Source organism: Kitasatospora sp. NPDC056076 (assembly GCF_042266305.1).
Classification (GTDB): Bacteria; Actinomycetota; Actinomycetes; order Streptomycetales; family Streptomycetaceae; genus Kitasatospora.
This window is the reverse complement of sequence record NZ_JBHJWG010000002.1, coordinates 37,056-53,990: the sequence shown is the minus strand read 5'-3', so window position 1 is coordinate 53,990 and position 16,935 is coordinate 37,056. Positions and strand designations below refer to the sequence as shown.

Genomic DNA, 16,935 nt, shown 5'->3' with positions numbered 1-16,935 from the left:
GGCCCCGACCGGTTCGCCGGTCGGGGCCTTCGGACGCTCCGGAACGCGGTGCCCGTGCGGCGCGCGTAGCCTTCGAACATGCCCACCGACTACGCGGAACGCGCGTCCAGGCTGCCCGGGGCGGTGCTGTGGACGAAGGGCCCGAGCGTGGGCGCCGACGGCGGTGGCCTGGTGCTGCCGGACGGCTGCATGGACCTGCTCTGGACCGAGGGCCGGCTGCTGGTCACCGGACCGGACACCCGGGCGTTCCGGCCCGGCCCCGAGCTGCCCGGCCCGTGGGCCGGCGTCCGCTTCCGGCCCGGCACCGGGCCCCTGCTGCTCGGCGTACCGGCCTCCGAACTACGCGACCGCCGCGTCGGGTTGGCGGACCTGCTGCCCGGCGCCGAGGTGCGCCGACTGACCGGGCGGATCGCCGCCGCCCCCGACCCGGCCGCCGCCCTGGAGGAACTGGCGCTGCACCTGGCCGCCGCGGCCCGGCCCGAGGACCCGCTGGTACGGGCGGTGGCCGGCGCGCTCGCCGCCGGGCGCAGCGTCGCGGCGACCGCCGAGGCGGTCGGGCTCGGCGCCCGGCAACTGCACCGCCGCTCACTGGCCGCCTTCGGCTACGGGCCCAAGACACTGGCCCGGATCCTGCGGCTGCAGCGCGCCCTACGGCTGGCCCGCGCCGGCGTCCCGCTCGCCGACACGGCGGCCCGGACGGGCTACGCCGACCAGGCTCACCTGTCGCGCGACGTACGGGAGTTGGCGGGCGTCCGGGTGACGGACCTGCTGCCGGGCGGGCCGTAGCCCGGATCCCCGGACGGGCGCGTCGGAGCGGGCGTCGGAGCGAGCCTCGGACAGGCCTCGGACGGACCTCGGACGGGCCTCGGAGCGGGCCCTGCCGTCAGCCCTGGAGCGGCGCGAGCAGGTCGACCCCGTTGCCGTCCGGGTCGCGCAGCGAGGCGTAGCGCTGGCCCCAGAAGGCGTCCCAGGGCTTGAGTTCGCCCTGGTACCCGGCCTCGGTCAGCTCCTGGTACACCGCGTCCACGTGCGCCGGGCTCTGGCAGCGGAAGGCCAGGGCGGCCCGGGCGCCGCCGGTCGGCGGCTGCCAGTCCGGGTGGAAGGAGCGGATGGTCGATTCGGCGTCCAGGACCAGGAGCAGCCCACCGGGCAGCTCGGCCTCGACGTGCGGCTCCTGCTCGGAGCCCTCGGGGAAGACCAGTCCCAGCCGCCGGTAGAAGGCGACGGAGGCGGCCATGTCGGAGACGGCCAGGCCGATGAAGGCGAACCGTGGTGCGGATGTGCTGTCCATGGCTCCGACGGTAGGCGGCCCGCGGGGGCGGGGTCTTGAAGGAATCGGACGTCCCCGCCCGCTACCCTCCGGTCATGTCGAACAGCACCTCCGACCTGGACGAACCGATCCACGTCGTCCCGTACGACCCGGCCTGGGCCGGTCTCGGCCGGGCCCTGGCTGAGCGGCTCGCGGCCGGGCTGCGCGGGCTTCCGGGCGCGGTCGGGCTTCCGGGGGCGGTCGGGGTCGAGCACATCGGCTCGACCTCGGTGCCCGGCCTGGCCGCCAAGCCGGTGCTCGACGTACAGGTCGGCTGCGCGCCCGGGGACGTCGACACGGTGGTCGCGCACGTCCGCGCCCTCGGCTTCGAGGACCTCGGCGAGTCCGGCGTACCCGGTCGGCGCTACCTGCGGCGGCGGGCGGAGCAGCCGGCCAACGTCCACGTGGTGGCGCTGGGCGGCGGGCTGTGGACCGACAACCTGCTGCTCCGCGACCACCTGCGGGCCCACCCGGAGGCGGCCGCCCGCTACGCCCGGGCCAAGCGGGAGGCGGCCGCGGCCACCGGGCGGCTGCTCGCGTACTCGGCGCACAAGGCGGCGACGGTGGCGGAACTCCTGGCCGAGGCACGGGAGACGGGGGCCTGATCGGCCCGCCGTCGGCCGCTCCTTGTACTGTCGATCACACTGTCGATCTTGGGAACAGTGACACCAGTACGGGGGAATGACGCATGTTCAGGACCGATCCGGAGACGCCCGACGCCTACCGCACCCCGGTCGAGGAGGTCTTCATCCGCAACCACCTCGGCCGGCGACCGGAGCTCGACGCCGACAGCTGGTCGCTCACCGTCGAAGGCCTGGTGGAACGGCCCCTGCGGCTGGACTTCCGGGCCCTCCGGGGGCTCCCGCAGACCAGGTTCACCGCCGTCCACGAGTGCTTCGGCAATCCGCTGCACCCGACCGTGCCGACCAGGGCCGTGACCAACCTGGACTGGGAGGGCGTCCCGCTCGCCGAGGTGCTGGCGCTGGCCGGCCCGCTCCCGCAGGCCCGGCACGTCTGGCTGGAGGGCGCCGACCGGGGCGACTTCGCGGGGGAGAGCGACGTGAGCTTCCTCAAGGACCTCCCGCTGGAGCAGGCCCGCACCGAGGTGGTCCTCGCGCACCGGATGAACGGCGAACCGCTGGCCCCCGACCACGGGCACCCGGTGCGTGCGGTGGCGCCGCGGATGTTCGGCACCAACTCGGTCAAGTGGCTGACCAGGATCGTGCTGGCCGCCGAACGCGCCGAGCACCTCTTCACCACCCGCCTGTACACCCGGGTCCTGCCGGGGGAGAGCGAGGTCCGGCCGGTCCGCGAGAAGGACGTCTGCAGCAAGCTGCTCAGCCTCAAGGACGGCTCCACCGTCCCCGCCGGGGTCCGTGAACTGGCGGGCTACGCCTGGAGTTCCACCGAGGTGACGGCCGTCGAGGTCGCGGTGGACGACGCCGACTGGCAGCCCGCCGAGCTGGACGGGCGCGGCCCGGACCCGAGTTGGCAGCGGTTCCGGCTCCGGCACGACCTCGCTCCGGGGGCGCACCGGATCCGCTGCCGGGCCACCGACTCCGCGGGGCGGGTGCAGCCGCTCACCGGTGACCGGAACGCCGTCCACGAGATAGCCGTCGTGGCGGTGTGACGCCTGCCCGCCTCTCCGCGGCTCCGCGGTGACACCCGTCCGCGGCTCTGCTGTGACACCCGTCGGTCGCTCCGCTGTGACACCCGTCGGCCGGATTCAGTGGCTGACGGGGCCGGCGGTGATCGCCGGGCGGACCTTGGTCAGCATCAGCTGGAGGAACCGGTCGGGGTGGCGGAAGCTCGCGAAGTGGCTGGCGTCGTCGATCAGCGCGAAGTCCTTGACCGGCGCGGTCACGTCGTCGAAGAAGCGGCGGGCCGGCGCGGGCGGGGTGAGGACGTCGTCGGCGCCCTGGAAGACGAAGAACGGGATGCGGAAGTCGGTGCCCTCGGCCCGCTCGTCGAAGGTCGCGGCCTCCAGCTGGAGCTGCTCGGAGAACTCCATGGCCTTCAGGTAGGACCGCAGCCCGCGCAGGGTGTGCAGCGGTGAGAACCAGAGCGAGCGCATCACCACGGTCTTCATGGTGTCGTAGGAGAGCGGGTCGCTGGTGAGGACCAGCTTGTTGTACTCGGCGACGTCCTTGGTGGTCCACCGGGTGCGGTCCGCGCCCATGGCCAGGGCGGTGGCCAGTTCCTTCTCCTTCTTCCGGCCCGCCGCGCGCAGCCGGGCGACGAGGGCGTCGTAGGCGGTGCGCTCCCGGCCGCCGTCGATGATGTTCTGGTCGGTGCCGACGTAACCGGAGTACAGCTCCGGGTGGTTGCGGGCCAGCCGCAGGCCGAGGACGGTGCCGAAGGAGTTGGCGACCAGCAGCAGCCGGTCGACCCCGAGCCGGGTGCGCAGGTGCTCGGTGACCTCCAGGGCGTCGCGGTACAGCTGCGGGTAGCTGAGCTCGCCCTGCCCCTCCGGGCCGCCGGCGGCGAAGGTGAAGCCGGCACCGCGCATGTCCCAGCGGACGATCGTGAAGTGTTTCTCCCAGCTGTGGGTGCGGGGGAGGAAAACCAGGTTGGAGGCGCCGGGGCCGCCGAGGATCTCCAGGATCACCGGGTTGCGGCGGTCCTCGCCGCGGACGGAGACCCACTGGTCGATGCCGCCGATCCGGACGAAGCCGGACTCCTCGATGCCGTTCGGCGCGGTGATCCGCAGCTTCTTCGCGAACGCCGCGCGCTTGAGCTGCCGGTAGCCCAGCAGTCCGGCGACGGGAGTGGCGAGGGCGGCGGTGGTGACGGTGGCGATGGTGGCAAGCATGGTGTATCCCCCAAACTGTTTACCGCGTCAGCAGATGTGTTTAAGGTATATACAGTTCTGGGTGCTGTCAACGGGCGACGCACGGGCGCCGCGCACGGACATGGCACGGACATCGCATTGGATTCGAGGAGGAGACCGGGATGGCCAAGGAGAAGGCACGCGATCTGCGCGCGGGCGTCGCACTGCTGTGGGGCGAGCAGGAGCAGCCCACCCGCGGGCCCAAGCCCAGCCTGACCCCCCAGCGCATCGCCGCCGCCGCCGTGGTGATCGCCGACGCCGAGGGGCTGGACGCGGTCTCCATGAGCAAGGTCGGCGCCGAGTTCGGCGTCTCGGCCATGGCGCTCTACCGCTACGTGCCCGGCAAGGCCGAACTGGTCGAGCTGATGGTCGAGTCCGTGCTCGCCGGTGCCCCCGACCTGTCAGCCGCCGGCGACGGCTGGCGGGAGCGCATCACCGAGTGGGCCCGCCGCTCCGCCGCGATCCACCGCGCCCACCCGTGGCTGCTGGCCGCCACCGCCATGCGCCGCCAGCTGATGGGCCCCCACCAGCTCGGCTGGCTCGACGCGGCCCTCGCCGCCCTGGAGCCCTCCGGCCTGAGCGCCGCCGAGCAGCACCGGGTCTTCGTCCTGGTCGCCGGCCTGGTCCGCACCCTCGTCCAGCAGGACCTCGACTTCGACGAGCAGCACAGCCGGGAGTGGAGCCGCCTCACCAACGAACTCCTGGAGCGCCACGCCGACCGCTTCCCCACCCTCACCCGGGCCATCGCCGCCGGCGCCTTCGCCCCCGACCCCGTCGACCCCCTGGAGTTCGGCCTCGCCCGCATCCTCGACGGCGTCCAACTCCTCCTCGACCGCCCCACCGCCCCCGCCCCGCCGGCCTGACCCGGCCCGCCTGGCCCCACCCCCGCCTGGCCCCACCCCGCCCCCGGCCCGGCCCGCCGCAGCAGCGATCCGGACCGGGGGCGGTCGCGGTCGGACGTTACTTCGCCAGCAGGATCGCGTACTCGCGGATCAGTGCGGCGGTGCCGTCCTCGATCCGGGCGAAGACGAACACCTCGTCGAGCGAGCTGAACGACCCGAGCTCCTGGCGTGCCGCCACGATGCTCTCGGCCAGGGCGGGTTCGATCGAGCAGGCCGCGGCGATCGCACCGGCCGGCGCGTGGTTGAGGTCGATGAGGCCGCCGTCGTCGTACTCGCGCGACAGGTCGGGGCGTCCGATGTGCAGGTCGCGGGCCAGCACCGGGTCGTTCTGGGCGAGGGCCCGCGCCTCGTCGCGGCGGGCGCGGGCGGCGAGCCGGGCGGCGACCACGGGATCGGCCGCTGCGGGGTGGGGCGGCCGGTCCGCTCCGGCGGCCGGGCCGAAGACCTCCCGGCGGAGCGGGACCAACTGGTAGCAGGCGGTCACGATCACGGCGATCGCGAAGAGCACGGTGATGCCGCTCAGCACGTTGCCGACCGCGCCGACCGCGTTCCCCTTCGGGTCCTTCGGCGTCAGTGAGGAGAGCACCCCGAAGACGACCGCGGCGCCCGCGTAGCACCCGGCGCGGACCAGCAGGTCCTTGCGCTGCAGCCGGGCCGCCGCGTGGGCGAACGGGACGGCGCTGAACATCCCGGCCGACAGCAGGACGACGAGGAAGTACCAGAAGCCGGGCCGCCGTTGCCGGCCCGTCGGGGCGGGCGCCTCCCCGGTCGGCTGCGGGGTGCTGCTGCTGGTGGCGGTGTGGCGGATGCCGGTCCCGGGGACGGACAGCGTGGTCTGGACCCGGCCGTCGGTCCGCCTGGTCACCCGGGCGCCCTTCGTCCCGGCGGAGTAGCTCAGGCCCGACTTGGAGGCCGTGACGCGGAACGGGCCCGCCTTGAAGCTCTTGCGGGAGGAGAAACCCATGCGGATGGCGCCCTTCGATGGTTCGTCGAGGGCGCCAGCCTTCCAGAGCGGATCCGCGTCGTGACGGACCGTTGTCGACTTGTGATGGTCATGTGACGGCCCCGGGCCCGGGCGGGGACGACCGACTCCGGGCCTGCGCACACGTGCGATCCCGTACCGGTCTACCGTCGTCCGACGCGCGCTACCGGTCGGCGGGGGCGTCGCCCGTGCGGAGGGTGAGGACGGTGATCTCGCTCGGGGCGAAGATCCGGAAGGGCGGGCCCCAGAAACCGGTGCCGCGGCTGGTGTAGAGCCTGGTCCGCTGCCCGTGCAGGCTCAGGCCGTGCACCACGGGCTGGTCGATCCGGACGAGGAAGTTGAACGGCCAGATCTGGCCGCCGTGGGTGTGTCCGGAGATCTGCAGGTCGATGCCGGCGGCCGCGGCCTGCGGGACGTACTTGGGCTGGTGGGCGACGAGCAGGACGGGCAGGTCCGGGTCCGCCCCCGCGAGGGCGCCGGCCAGGTCGGTACGGTGCCCGGCCAGGCCGGAGGACTCCGCGGTGACGTCGTCCACGCCGGCCAGCACCAGGGTGTCCCCGCCGCGCTCCACCAGCACGTGGCGGTTGTGCAGGGGTTCCCAGCCGAGGTCCGCCATGCGGTCCAGCCAGCCCTGGGCCTCCCCGCCGTACTCGTGGTTGCCCGTGACGTAGACCTTGGCCAGCCGGGCCCGGACGGTGCCGAGCGGCGCGGACTGCTCGCGGCGCTGGGCGGGGGTGCCGTCGGCGATGTCCCCGGCGTGGACGACCACGTCCGGGTCGAGCGCGTTGACCGCCTCGGTCACCCGCGCCGACCAGTCCGCCCGGTCGATCGGCCCGTAGTGGGTGTCGGCCAGCACCACGACCCTGGTCCCGTCCAGCCCGCCGCCGAGCCGCGGCAGGTGGACGTCCAGCCGCTTCACCCGGGGCACCCGCATCGCCTCGTGGTGCCCCCAGGCCAGCAGCCCGGCCGAGACCGCGGCCACCGCCACGGCCACCGTCCTGGCCCGGTCGGCGCCGCCGACGTCGAGCCCGCCCAGTACGAGGTTCACCAGGCCGCCCAGCACCGACCAGGTGAACAGGACCCACATCACCCCGAGGCTGGTGTCCCCGAGGCGCGCCGCCCGGTCGTTCCGCCGCGATCCGTGGCCCGCGACCATCAGGAACGGGAACGACACCAGCCAGACGGCGAACACCGCCGTGCCCGCCACGACCACCGGCAGCGGCCAGCCGGCCCCGGACCCGAGGAGCGTCCACCAGGGCGGCAGGCACAGCACCAGCAGGACGAACACCAGAACGGCCACCCGCCGAACCACCGACCGCCGCCGCCCCGGCCCCGCCGCCTCCGTCCCACCCGCAGGCCGTGCGGCAGCCGCGACCGCCCCGCCCTCCGCCCCGCCCTCCGCCCCGACCCCTGCTCCCGACCCGCCGGATCCGCTGTCAGCCACTGCGTCGCCCCTCACGTCTGGACCCCCTGCCCTCCCCATCATCCGCCACCCGCCACCCCACGAGCCCCGGCCGGCTCAGCCCCCGAGACTGCGGAGGTCCTGGGCGGTGAGTCGGCGCACGAAGTGCAGGCTCACCGGTACCCGGGCTGGCTCTGAAGCACCTCAGCAAACCCCTGCCCCACTAACCCCGCCAAACAACGAAGGCCCGGACCGTCGAAACGGTCCGGGCCTTCACGAAGCCGGAGAGTACGAGATTCGAACTATGGACCTCCAACCCGGTCGTCGCGGTCAGCCAAGCCGAAGCGTGTCGACTCAGATCGGGTCGGGCAGGCTTCGTAGGCGAAGCGATCGACGCTCTGGAGCAGGTTCTCAGGCGACGCGCAGGTATGCCGGTCGGTAGGCGCTCGTCACCTTCGTCCGACAGAACTCCAACCACTGGCGGTCCCAGTCCGAGAGCCTCTCAGCGGCTTCCGCCCTGCCCAGCTCGTCCACGGCGGCCATCAGTTGTCCAATCCCCACGAAGGCGATGTTCTCGGCGATGTAGTCGCGGACATCGCTGTCGCTCAGGGGTGAGATGTCCTCCACGGCGTCGAACGTGAAGCTGTAGAGCGCTGCTGTGAGGTGGAACTCGTCGAGCTCGAGGTCCAACCGGACGTGGAACTTGTGTCCGTGCTGGTCGTCCATGGCGATGTGAGTCATGATGACGCCTCTCGCGTCCGCGAGCGCTTTCTGCTCGCGCTTGTACGGAGAGAGCCCCGCAGCCCCGGGCGATTACATGAGTTTCCCGCCTCCATCTGAACGGCATCCGGACCGGGATGGGCCGCCCCGGATGGGGTCGGGCGACGGCTCGCGCGCACTGCGCGGTCGGTGGCAGAGCTCGGTTCACGGGACGAGGCCGGAGGGTCCTACGGGGCTGAGGTGGCGCGTCGTCAGTACACCACGGACACTGTCCTCGACATCCCACTCCTACGCGTCGACGGCTCCCTGCACGTCGTCGAACTCAAGCGGGTCAATGTCAGGACCTTGGCCGTTCGCCGCAACGGGCACCTGATGGTGGGCGCGCCGCCCCACCAAGCGGTTTCCCCGGCGCAGAACTACCTGAGCATTCTGGACGAGAACCGACGGACCATCCAAACATCAGGCAGCGTTTGAACGATGGCCTGTCAGCGAGCCCGGTTGTCCGCCGATGCGTCACGATTTTCCGCTGGTCGCGTTGGTAGGTGTGTGAATCAGATCCTTCCTCACCACAGCGGTTCGAGCGGTCATCCCAGCATCCTCCTGCGTCCGTTGTATGCGGCCCGCTTGGACCGGTCGTTCGTGTTGGAGCTCCAGGCCACCGAGTTGTTGCCCCTTGTCGTCGGTCCGGGCGTGGGCAAGCGCCTCGACACTGCGCGCAAGTACCTTCACGACAGCACGCCGAACCGGGAGTTGCAGCGCCTCGCCCGCGAATCTCCGGAGGCATTCGGTCTGATCGACTGGATCACGCTCGGCGCTGACTCGATGAGCCCGGCAAGTGGACCGGGGGGACGCTTCGCAGACCGCATCCGGCTCGACGGTGCCGAGCTCATCGATGGCAACCAACGACTCAGGACGGTGGCCTTGGTGCTGGACGAGTTGGGCGAGGAGCACTTGGCGAAGATGCGGTTGAAGGTGGAGGTCTTCTTCGGAGCGGAACGAGACCAGGCGCGCCTGCTTCACGGGACGGCGGATCGCTACCGCAACCTTCGGACCGCTCAGGACCGCCTGATTCTCTGCTCCAACATTCGGAGGTTGGCGCACGCGAACTGGGAGCGCTTGGGCTTCGACCCGCGACGGGGAGTGTCCGCAGGCCCGAACAGCGACGACTTCTCCATGGCGGAGGTGACCCGTGCCCTCGCCTGCCTGTCTCTCCGCGGGCCGGAGGCGGCCCATATGGCCAGCACAGTCGAAGGGCTGACTGGACTCTGGGAAGACCAGCGATCGCTCCTCTACCTGGACCTATTCCACGCCGAGATGACCCCACTGGGGGTGGTGCGCGCGGTTGAGGCGCGGCGGGCGGCACGGGGCGCGTTGGAGGAGCTGCCGAAAAGCCGCCAGAAGGGCCATGGCCGACTGATCATGTATGCCCCGGAGCTAATTTACTGGGCCAGTTGCCGCTACCTCCCGCTTGACCGGCTACACGAGGAGTCACGTCAGTTCGATTGGAACGGCGCTCTTCGCCAGCACATGAAGGAGGCGACACTGAAGGCTGTGGACCGGTTGGTCAAGCTCTACGAACGATTCTTCCCGGTGGTGGGGGCGACGGCCGGCCACTACAGCAAGACCGCTCCCGACCTGTCGGTTTGGACGGCCCTGGTCGAAGGATGAGGGCCGTCTACTGTCAACCGCGGCTCCAGTCGATAGTTCCCGGATTCTCCTTCCGGGTGGTCGTTGTCTGCTGGCCCGGAAGGCTGAGGGCACTCTCGACATCGGGGGCGGTGATGCGGGGTAGGTTCTGTGCTGAGGCCACCTCGAGGACGGTATGTGCCTTGCGAAGGACGTCGCGTGGCTTCCGGGCGGAGAGTTCGAAGAGACGGTCCACGGCGTCACTGGTGAACGGATAGATGTCGCTCTCCCGTTCCGTCCCCTGCTTGGCGGCTGCGGCCAGGTAGAGCCTCAGCAGCTGGGCTACTTGATCGGCGTTGCGCAGGGGTGGCATCTCCATCGTGCTCATCTGATTGGCTGGAGTGAGGTCGAAGCTGGGCAGATCGGCAAGGTCCCAGGCGCGCTTCATGGCCAGCGAGGCGCGCGGGTGGAGTGTGGTGACGAGGGCGACCATGTCGGCCATGGGAAGCGTTTCCACGACGATGTCGCGGAACCGTTCGACCTCGAGTTCCCGTTTGGCCTTCGTGGTGGTGGTGCTGGCAAGGTCCTCCAACTGGTCGCAGCAGAGCAGGACATGCTTAATGCCGGCGGCTTCCGCGAAGACGAGGAAGGTGGCGAAGTGGACGGCCCCGTTGCGTGAGCGGGACATGGGTGTGATGTTCCCCAGGTAATTGACGGCGGCCTGCGGGTCCTCGTCGCAGAGCGCGACGATCAGTTTGTCGTTCGGTGGTCCGAGAGTCCGGCCGCGCAGGGAGCGGTGAGCGTCCGCGACTGTCTTGGTCAGTACTTTCACGTCGTCGTCGCCGACTCGCTCGATCAGCCGATCGCGGAGTGTTCTGGCCAGCGGCTTGGTGTCATTCAGGTGAAACCTGACCGCGTATTCGACAGCAGTGAACAGGGCAGCTCCGAGGGATTTGACCTGGGTGGTGTCAAAGCTGGTGAAGAGCGAGCAGATCGGCACTTCCGCAGCGTCGGATTCGTCCAGCCCGGAGTCCTGGTAGGCGGTCGCGCCGAAGTCAGCGTTGATTAGGCCGGTCAGGTGCTGCAGGAAGACGGACTTGCCGAATCCTCGGGCATCGGAGTCGTTGGGAGAGGTGCCGGCCGACCACAGATAGCCGAATTTGAGCCCGGAGAAGGCCATTCCCAGGACGAACTTGTCGATGGCCTCCCGTAGTTGTTCGGTGTGCACGCCCGGTTCGTAGAGCTGACCGTTTTCGCGGTCGTCGTTGCCCCCGACCCGGGCCATTCCGGTGGCAGGGAAGGGATTCTTGAGGAGCTTCCATTCCCGTTTGATCCAGACGACGCCGTTGATCGGGGTGGCGGGGGTCATCCGGCCAGCACCTCCTCGGTCTGTCGAGCCCCGACGAGGCTCATCACGTGGAACACCCGCTCCCGCCCTGTGCCTTGGCCCAGGACGAGCGGACGGACCGAGCCGGGGGTCCTGAGGTTGCTCGCCTCATCCAGGTGCACTCGAAACCCTAGTTCTGAGAAGTTGCCCCGGTATGCGGCCTCGATCGCCGCGTCGAATTCCTCGTCACTGATCCGCAAGTCCCAGCAGACGGCGGCCCGGATGCGCCACACCGGGTGGTAGGAGGCGTCGTCGAGCAGCCCGTTCGTCGAGCTCCAGATCCGGGGGAGCGCCCGGAGTGCGGCCAACCGAACCTGCTCCCCGACGTTCCGGTCGAATCCCGGGGCTTCCCCGCTCCCCTCGACCAGGCCAGTGGCCCACAGGCGCAGCGCTTGTGGCCCCGGGGCGTAGTAGCTGAAGTTCGCGAGTCCGAGAAACCTTGTCCAGCGACGGAGCAGCTCATGGCTGATGTAATCCATGGAGCAGCCTGCTGCCGTGAACGCGAGACGGACCGCGGCCTCCTCGCAAAGGATTGCGAACCGTTTGCGGGTGATCGGTGGGGCGGGAGCTGTCCCGCCCTGGCTGGCTCGGGCTTGGGAGCGGAGCACGGCTCGGTTCACGTAGCCCCGCAGCCCTTCCTCGACAGCTTCGGATGAAGTCGTCCAGCCCAAGCCACCTGCGAGGACCGCTTCCGTGACGTGGGAGACGAATGCGTCCAGGTAGTGATTGTGATCGCCGGCGGGCGGTCCGTCGTTGCGCAGTAGCGGGATGGTCAGGTGATCGGAGGCGCTGTCCGGGCGAGCTCCGACAAGCCGCAGGTAGCCCTCGAACTGGGGGTGCGCCGTCAGCAGTGCGCCGGTCAGCGCGTTGTAGCCGGCCGGTCGGTCCTGGCGGATCAGATCGGCCCATGCGCGTCCGGCCGCAGTCGGCTCGTAGGTGACATGGGCGTGGGCGTAGGCGGAGCGCGGAGTTGAGGGCAGCACGTGGCGCTCCACCCAGCCCAGCCGCATCAGCTCCTTGAGCACGTCAACGGTGTTGTGCACATAGGCCATCGAATTGGCACGCCGCTGGTTCCACTTCTTCTGGTCGAAGAGGCCGTCGTGGTCCCCGTTGAGGGCGATCATCTCGGCCTGCCGGAGGATGGCCAGACGGATTTGTTCGAACGGTTCGCGGGCAGCCACGGCCAGAGCCGCAGATTCGATGTACGTCAGCTCCTGGAGGCGAGGAATGCCCGCGCCACCCACGCTCATCGGAACAACTCCAGGGCAAGCCTTTTAAGGCTGATCATCCTATGATTCGGAATATTCACTGCGACTTCCCTTCCGTGACGTCCTCATAGGGCATGAGGCCAGTATGCGGCCCAGGGGAGGTGCGGCAGGCCAATTGGTGGAATTGCGGCAAGGTCGTGCCCGGGGGTCTAAGTAGCTGCGAGCTCTCATGGGGCATGGGTGGAGCTGAGAAGATTTTGTCCAGGCGGGCCGTTTTTTCGGGACGGGGAGCCGGGGGTTCGCCTACAGTTCATCCCGACCGCTTCCCCGGAGTTCAAGGGAATGCGTGATCGAGGCTTCTGTTCAAGCTTTCGAAATCAGCCGACCCTCGTTGCGCCCGGGCATTCTTGTGTCCGAAGGTGCAGGAAATGAGATGAAATGACCGACGCTACGGGTTCCGGCCTCATCGAGGTGACCTTCCCCACCGCTTTCTTCCCCGGCTGGAGCCGTCTGCCTGGGATCCGGGTCGACGGAAGGACGGTCGTCATCGACCCGGGCAAGTACTTCTTCCGTTTCCAGTCGGCCACCTGGCTGGTCGCGGACTGGAGGAAGGTGCGGGCCGAACTGCTCCCCGTGCGGGAGACCGCCAGTAGCGCGGTCGAGCAGTTGACCCTGGACTTCATCAAGGCGAACGCGAGGCCGACCAGCGACCCGGTGCTGCTGCTGCGCACCGCCTACGAGGTGTACGCCCACCTCTTCCGGCCTGAACTGCTCGTGGAAGCCGGCCTGCTGGGCGTCACGGCCGAGCACCTGCGCATGCTGCACGAGGCGGCCACGTTGATGGCGCTCAACAAGGTGGAACTGGACGGGCGGATCTCCAACGTCGGCCCGTGCTGGTTCTTCCCTGCGGCCACCTCGGTGGTCTTCGGCCTCGATGACGCGGAGGGCCGGATGCTCGACGAGCTCTACCACGGGGGGTGGTTCAACGAGCACCGGCGGATCGAGTCCGTCAAGGCCCACGCTGCGCTGGGCGGGCGGCTGGTGCACGGGTGCCAGGCCGCCGCTGACCAGTCGGGTGGTGTGGTGGCGCCCTACGGTGCGGCCATGACCGTCTTCCGGGAAGACCTGGACTCCTTCAAGGCCGACTGGATCGCTCGGGTCTACGCGCACCGGGGCGAGCTCGCGAGCTGACTGCCTCCGCCGCCGGGGAGGCGGTTGCCCCGGCGGCGGTGCTCGCCGCACCGCTGTGCCTGTGAGAACGCCACTGCTTGGAGACCAGTGTGATCAACACCTGCCCATTGTGGTCCGCTTACGCCCGCCACTTCCCACCGCCCTCAAGAGAGAGGTCACGGCCGCCCTCTCGCTTCGAGTGGGGTTCCCACCCCGGTGCCGGGAAGGGTGCCCTGGCCCTCGGCGGCGCACTCCAGGGAAGGAAGATCCTGGAACTCGGCTGCGGCTCCGGGCAGAACGCCGCCCACCTCGCCGCCTGCCATGGTGCGGTGGTCACCGCCGTCGACCTGATCGATCTCCAGGTGCGGTACGCCTGCGACCAGTACGGGCACCTACCCGGTTTGCACTACCTCACCTGCGATGCCCTGCGTTACTTGCGAACGGGCGGGGAGATGTTCGACGTCATCTACTCGGTCTTCGGGGCGGTGGGTCTGATTGAGCCCGGGCAACTGCTGACCGCCATCTCGGGCCGGATCAGGCGCTACGGACTGCTGGCGTTCTCCGTGCCCCATCCGCTGCGTACCGGTGCGCCGCTCTGGAAAGGGCCTCAGCCCCGCAACAGCCACCTGCGGTTCCCGAACGGAAGTCGGCGCCCGGTTCCCCGGTGGGAGCTGGACGGGCCCGGATGGGCCCGGGTCGTGACTCGCGCCGGTATGCGAGTCACCGCCGTCGAAGATCTTCGCGACCCCTTGAGCGGCCGCCTTTCAGGGCTCATGCTCACTGCCCGTCGGACCTGAGTCCCGGGCCTCTGACAACGAAGGCCCGGGCCGCTGAGCGGTCCGGGCCTTCGTGAAGGCGGAGGATACGAGATTCGAACTCGACTTTTGCTGAGATTTGACCTGCGGTGATGCTCAAAATCGGGACATACCGTCTCAGGTTGCATGCTGGTTCGTGTTGGCCAATGCCCACTCGTGTCGCACCGTGCTGACATGGCAGCACAGATGATCATGGTCGCATTGGTTGCTCGCCCGCGCCCTGGGCTCGCCCCGATCGTCACTCATGGTCACATGGGAGTGGGGGTCGGGTTGGTGTCGCTGCCGGTCGCCACAACGACGGCGGCCCCCGCCGGGAAGCGGGGGCCGCGCGTGGTGGAGCAGCATTCGGGGCTAGCGGTCGATCAGCGCTCGCAGGCTCGGCGCGCACGTCGGGCAGCCCCAGACCGTGAAACCGGGACCGGTGGCGCCTTCGATGCTGCCGACGGCCACCACGTCGGGGCCGCTCCTGTGGCAGCCGTGGCAAGTGCGGACGGCGGTGCCATTCTGCTCGGGAGTGGAAGCCGTCATCAGGCCACCGCCCCGGCGAGGGTGTGTGGGACGCCGGTCGTTACGGTGTCGAGCCAGTGGATCGGGTCGGGCAGGCCGGTGTCGGCGGCGAAGGCGGCGGCGCGGCGGGCGCGCTGTTGTTCTGCGGTGTCGCGGCGGCGCTCTCGTTCGGCGGCTACCGTCCTTTGCCACCTCGACGCGACTGCCTCGGCGTGCTCGGTCAAGATGCGCTGCTGAGTGGCCTTGGGAGTCTGCTCCCACGCTACTTGCCGGCGGGGGACCAAGCCCCGGAGCGGCGGAACGGCCAAGATGGTCAGCGCGAGTTCGAGTACCGGCACCGGCGCCGTCGGGGCACAGATGGTGGCGCGCCGCCTCGGGACGGTGAGCTTCACGGGTTCCGTGGGCGCGCAGATGATCAGGGGCCGGCGGCGGTGCTTGCCGCGGGCGGGCAAGATCAGGTGAGCGACCCAGAGCAGGGCGAGAACGGTAAAGTGTCGCAAGTCAGCTCCCAACAGCTGGCGGGCCCCGGTGACTGTTCGCGCAGTTCCGGGGCTATTTGTGTTACGACGGTAATGCCACTTGTCTACCCCTGTCTAGGCATGTCTAACTCTGTCTAAGTGGGCGTGGGGTGGGGGTGCCGTTTACGCTTCGGCGCATGGCAGAGACCCCGATTGATCCCCGCAGCCGGCTTGCGCCGTACCGACAGGTGGCGGAGGCGATCAGCCGAGAGATCAACGCCGGGCTGTACGGCGAGGACGGCCCGATTCCGTCCGAGCCCGAACTGTGCAGGAGGTTCGGCGTAGCGCGCGAGACTGCACGGCGGGCGGTAGCCACCCTGCGGGAGGCGGGGCAGGTTGAGACCCTGCGGGGCAGGGGGTCGTTCGTGATCAAGCGCGGTGGCGCTGTCTCCGAGGACGAGTAGGCCCCGCCCGGGCGGACCCGGACGGGGCTCGTCGGCTCAGGGCCGGACGATCGTGGCCGACCACCGGCCGCGGGACAGGTGGATCACGCCGTCCGGAGTGATGACCGCTTTGCAGCCATAGAGGGGCAAGCCCCCTTCGACTTCGCGCCAGGTTCGGATCGATTCGAGTTCCGACCACAGTTGGCGGGGGCCGGATTGGCGGACGGTCGGCGCCTCGTACTTCTCCGCTTCCGCGCGGGCCCATGATCCGTCGGGGTGGGCGAGGTAGGCCGTGCGGCGGTCGGCTGTCTGCTCGTAGTCGATCTGGATTCCCGGGTGGGTGATCGTGAGCATCGACCACACCTCCCAGGCGTTCCGGATGTCGGTGACCGGGTACCGGAACGTTCGGTCGGCGGCCTCGCCGTCCTCCTCACGGGCGCGCTGGAACAGGCTGTCCAGCCCCGGTGGGTACGTCGGGCCGTGCCGGGCCACCATGAACCCGGCCCAGTCCCGTTCGACGTGGCCCTCGGCCCCGCCGTCGGGCGTCTGCCAGGCGGTCAGGATGAGCGCCGTGTCCGCGATGGTGGTGACGAGCCGGCCCCCGCGCCGGAGCGCTCGGAGCCACGGGACCGGTACCGGGCGGGCGGATACCGTGGCGATGATCCGGTCGTAGTCACCGGGAAGAGGCTCGGTGGCGTCCTGGGCGTGGAACCTGGGTTCCAGCCCCATACCGGCTAGCCGGTCCTTCGCGGCTTCGACCAGGTAGGGGTCGATGTCCACGCTCGTCACGTGCTCGGCGCCCAAGCGCCGGGCCGCGATCGCGGTCAGCCCGCCGGCGCCGGTCCCGATGTCGAGAACATCGTGTCCGGCGTTGATCCGGCCGTGTCTGAGCATCTTGATCACGAGCGGTGTGAGCGTGGCGGACGACGTGGGCGAGCCGGTCGGTTGGTCGTCCGGCTTCGCGTGGTCCGCGTGCAGGCCGTCCACACTGGTGACCAGGGACTCGCTGCCGTACGCCGCGTTGAGCCATCGGTCCGGGTCGTCCTCGCCGATCCGGAGCGTCCAGCGTCCGTCTTCGGCCTGCTCCCACCACCGGGGCACGAGTTCGTGCCGGGGGACACTGGCGACGGGGATTCGCCACCGGGAATCCGGGTCCGTCGACTGGGCGGCCAATTC

Annotated in this window: 18 protein-coding genes; 9 read left to right on the top strand and 9 right to left on the bottom strand. The window is 70.1% G+C overall.

The genetic code is table 11. The features are described 5' to 3' along the window. The first annotated feature begins 78 nt into the window (after nucleotides 1-78). A complete protein-coding gene (locus ACFC1T_RS02405) occupies nucleotides 79-786 on the top strand; it encodes a helix-turn-helix domain-containing protein (protein WP_375882538.1) in 708 nt (235 codons plus the stop codon). Between the two features lie 97 nt (nucleotides 787-883). Here ACFC1T_RS02405 and ACFC1T_RS02400 read toward each other — a convergent pair whose 3' ends face one another. Next, nucleotides 884-1,291, bottom strand: a complete 408-nt coding sequence (locus ACFC1T_RS02400; RefSeq protein ID WP_375882535.1) for a VOC family protein — start codon at nucleotides 1,289-1,291, stop codon at nucleotides 884-886. 74 nt (nucleotides 1,292-1,365) lie between these two features. Between ACFC1T_RS02400 and ACFC1T_RS02395 the strand changes: the two genes are divergently transcribed. Together ACFC1T_RS02395 and ACFC1T_RS02390 are read left to right on the top strand one after the other, a co-directional pair. Then, nucleotides 1,366-1,914 carry a GrpB family protein gene (locus ACFC1T_RS02395; protein WP_375882533.1) on the top strand — a complete coding sequence of 183 codons (549 nt, stop codon included), beginning with the start codon at nucleotides 1,366-1,368 and terminating at the stop codon, nucleotides 1,912-1,914. Nucleotides 1,915-1,997: 83 nt separating this feature from the next. After that, a complete protein-coding gene (locus ACFC1T_RS02390) occupies nucleotides 1,998-2,939 on the top strand; it encodes a molybdopterin-dependent oxidoreductase (RefSeq protein WP_375882531.1) in 942 nt (313 codons plus the stop codon). A gap of 96 nt (nucleotides 2,940-3,035) precedes the next feature. Here ACFC1T_RS02390 and ACFC1T_RS02385 read toward each other — a convergent pair whose 3' ends face one another. Continuing rightward, nucleotides 3,036-4,121 (bottom strand): alpha/beta fold hydrolase, encoded by a 1,086-nt coding sequence (locus ACFC1T_RS02385; protein WP_375882530.1) that lies wholly within the window; start codon nucleotides 4,119-4,121, stop codon nucleotides 3,036-3,038. A 140-nt stretch (nucleotides 4,122-4,261) separates the two neighbouring features. Between ACFC1T_RS02385 and ACFC1T_RS02380 the strand changes: the two genes are divergently transcribed. Next, nucleotides 4,262-5,002, top strand: a complete 741-nt coding sequence (locus ACFC1T_RS02380; protein ID WP_375882528.1) for a TetR/AcrR family transcriptional regulator C-terminal domain-containing protein — start codon at nucleotides 4,262-4,264, stop codon at nucleotides 5,000-5,002. A gap of 97 nt (nucleotides 5,003-5,099) precedes the next feature. Here the strand turns inward: ACFC1T_RS02380 and ACFC1T_RS02375 are convergent, their stop codons facing one another. The 3 genes from ACFC1T_RS02375 to ACFC1T_RS02365 all read right to left on the bottom strand — a co-directional run bounded on the left by ACFC1T_RS02375 (nucleotide 5,100) and on the right by ACFC1T_RS02365 (nucleotide 8,166). Continuing rightward, nucleotides 5,100-6,005: a DUF4236 domain-containing protein gene (locus ACFC1T_RS02375; RefSeq protein ID WP_375882525.1), complete on the bottom strand. Its 906-nt coding sequence runs from the start codon at nucleotides 6,003-6,005 to the stop codon at nucleotides 5,100-5,102. Nucleotides 6,006-6,186: 181 nt separating this feature from the next. Continuing rightward, complete coding sequence (locus ACFC1T_RS02370; protein WP_375882523.1) at nucleotides 6,187-7,323, bottom strand: metallophosphoesterase; 1,137 nt, start codon at nucleotides 7,321-7,323, stop codon at nucleotides 6,187-6,189. 513 nt (nucleotides 7,324-7,836) lie between these two features. After that, nucleotides 7,837-8,166, bottom strand: a complete 330-nt coding sequence (locus ACFC1T_RS02365) for a hypothetical protein (RefSeq protein ID WP_375882520.1) — start codon at nucleotides 8,164-8,166, stop codon at nucleotides 7,837-7,839. A 219-nt stretch (nucleotides 8,167-8,385) separates the two neighbouring features. Between ACFC1T_RS02365 and ACFC1T_RS02360 the strand changes: the two genes are divergently transcribed. Together ACFC1T_RS02360 and ACFC1T_RS02355 are read left to right on the top strand one after the other, a co-directional pair. Then, a complete protein-coding gene (locus ACFC1T_RS02360; protein ID WP_375882517.1) occupies nucleotides 8,386-8,619 on the top strand; it encodes a hypothetical protein in 234 nt (77 codons plus the stop codon). Between the two features lie 72 nt (nucleotides 8,620-8,691). Then, the gene (locus ACFC1T_RS02355; RefSeq protein WP_375882515.1) at nucleotides 8,692-9,813 is read left to right on the top strand and encodes a hypothetical protein; all 1,122 of its coding nucleotides are present in this window, start codon (nucleotides 8,692-8,694) and stop codon (nucleotides 9,811-9,813) included. A 13-nt stretch (nucleotides 9,814-9,826) separates the two neighbouring features. On the opposite strand, the gene ACFC1T_RS02350 is transcribed toward ACFC1T_RS02355, so the two are convergent. Both ACFC1T_RS02350 and ACFC1T_RS02345 read right to left on the bottom strand, forming a co-directional pair. Next, nucleotides 9,827-11,140, bottom strand: coding sequence for a hypothetical protein (locus ACFC1T_RS02350; protein WP_375882512.1), 1,314 nt, complete (start codon nucleotides 11,138-11,140; stop codon nucleotides 9,827-9,829). Continuing rightward, nucleotides 11,137-12,408, bottom strand: coding sequence for a hypothetical protein (locus tag ACFC1T_RS02345; RefSeq protein ID WP_375882509.1), 1,272 nt, complete (start codon nucleotides 12,406-12,408; stop codon nucleotides 11,137-11,139). Before ACFC1T_RS02345 ends, ACFC1T_RS02350 begins: the two co-directional genes overlap by 4 nt. A gap of 396 nt (nucleotides 12,409-12,804) precedes the next feature. Between ACFC1T_RS02345 and ACFC1T_RS02340 the strand changes: the two genes are divergently transcribed. Continuing rightward, nucleotides 12,805-13,557, top strand: a complete 753-nt coding sequence (locus ACFC1T_RS02340; protein WP_375882506.1) for a hypothetical protein — start codon at nucleotides 12,805-12,807, stop codon at nucleotides 13,555-13,557. An 89-nt stretch (nucleotides 13,558-13,646) separates the two neighbouring features. Next, a complete protein-coding gene (locus tag ACFC1T_RS02335) occupies nucleotides 13,647-14,333 on the top strand; it encodes a class I SAM-dependent methyltransferase (RefSeq protein WP_375882504.1) in 687 nt (228 codons plus the stop codon). 545 nt (nucleotides 14,334-14,878) lie between these two features. Here the strand turns inward: ACFC1T_RS02335 and ACFC1T_RS02330 are convergent. Further along, nucleotides 14,879-15,082: a hypothetical protein gene (locus ACFC1T_RS02330; RefSeq protein ID WP_375882502.1), complete on the bottom strand. Its 204-nt coding sequence runs from the start codon at nucleotides 15,080-15,082 to the stop codon at nucleotides 14,879-14,881. Nucleotides 15,083-15,513: 431 nt separating this feature from the next. On the opposite strand from ACFC1T_RS02330, the gene ACFC1T_RS02325 reads away from it, so the two are divergent. Next, nucleotides 15,514-15,780 (top strand): GntR family transcriptional regulator, encoded by a 267-nt coding sequence (locus ACFC1T_RS02325; RefSeq protein WP_375882500.1) that lies wholly within the window; start codon nucleotides 15,514-15,516, stop codon nucleotides 15,778-15,780. A gap of 36 nt (nucleotides 15,781-15,816) precedes the next feature. On the opposite strand, the gene ACFC1T_RS02320 is transcribed toward ACFC1T_RS02325, so the two are convergent. Continuing rightward, nucleotides 15,817-16,932, bottom strand: a complete 1,116-nt coding sequence (locus tag ACFC1T_RS02320) for a 50S ribosomal protein L11 methyltransferase (RefSeq protein ID WP_375882498.1) — start codon at nucleotides 16,930-16,932, stop codon at nucleotides 15,817-15,819. Nucleotides 16,933-16,935 lie beyond the last annotated feature (3 nt).

Excerpts from the sequence above, each read along its gene's own strand:
- ACFC1T_RS02405 (WP_375882538.1), top strand. The coding sequence starts at position 79 with ATGCCCACCGACTACGCGGAACGCGCGTCCAGGCTGCCCGGGGCGGTG.
- ACFC1T_RS02400 (WP_375882535.1), bottom strand. The coding sequence starts at position 1,291 with ATGGACAGCACATCCGCACCACGGTTCGCCTTCATCGGCCTGGCCGTC.
- ACFC1T_RS02395 (WP_375882533.1), top strand. The coding sequence starts at position 1,366 with ATGTCGAACAGCACCTCCGACCTGGACGAACCGATCCACGTCGTCCCG.
- ACFC1T_RS02390 (WP_375882531.1), top strand. The coding sequence starts at position 1,998 with ATGTTCAGGACCGATCCGGAGACGCCCGACGCCTACCGCACCCCGGTC.
- ACFC1T_RS02385 (WP_375882530.1), bottom strand. The coding sequence starts at position 4,121 with ATGCTTGCCACCATCGCCACCGTCACCACCGCCGCCCTCGCCACTCCC.
- ACFC1T_RS02380 (WP_375882528.1), top strand. The coding sequence starts at position 4,262 with ATGGCCAAGGAGAAGGCACGCGATCTGCGCGCGGGCGTCGCACTGCTG.
- ACFC1T_RS02375 (WP_375882525.1), bottom strand. The coding sequence starts at position 6,005 with ATGGGTTTCTCCTCCCGCAAGAGCTTCAAGGCGGGCCCGTTCCGCGTC.
- ACFC1T_RS02365 (WP_375882520.1), bottom strand. The coding sequence starts at position 8,166 with ATGACTCACATCGCCATGGACGACCAGCACGGACACAAGTTCCACGTC.
- ACFC1T_RS02350 (WP_375882512.1), bottom strand. The coding sequence starts at position 11,140 with ATGACCCCCGCCACCCCGATCAACGGCGTCGTCTGGATCAAACGGGAA.
- ACFC1T_RS02345 (WP_375882509.1), bottom strand. The coding sequence starts at position 12,408 with ATGAGCGTGGGTGGCGCGGGCATTCCTCGCCTCCAGGAGCTGACGTAC.
- ACFC1T_RS02340 (WP_375882506.1), top strand. The coding sequence starts at position 12,805 with ATGACCGACGCTACGGGTTCCGGCCTCATCGAGGTGACCTTCCCCACC.
- ACFC1T_RS02325 (WP_375882500.1), top strand. The coding sequence starts at position 15,514 with ATGGCAGAGACCCCGATTGATCCCCGCAGCCGGCTTGCGCCGTACCGA.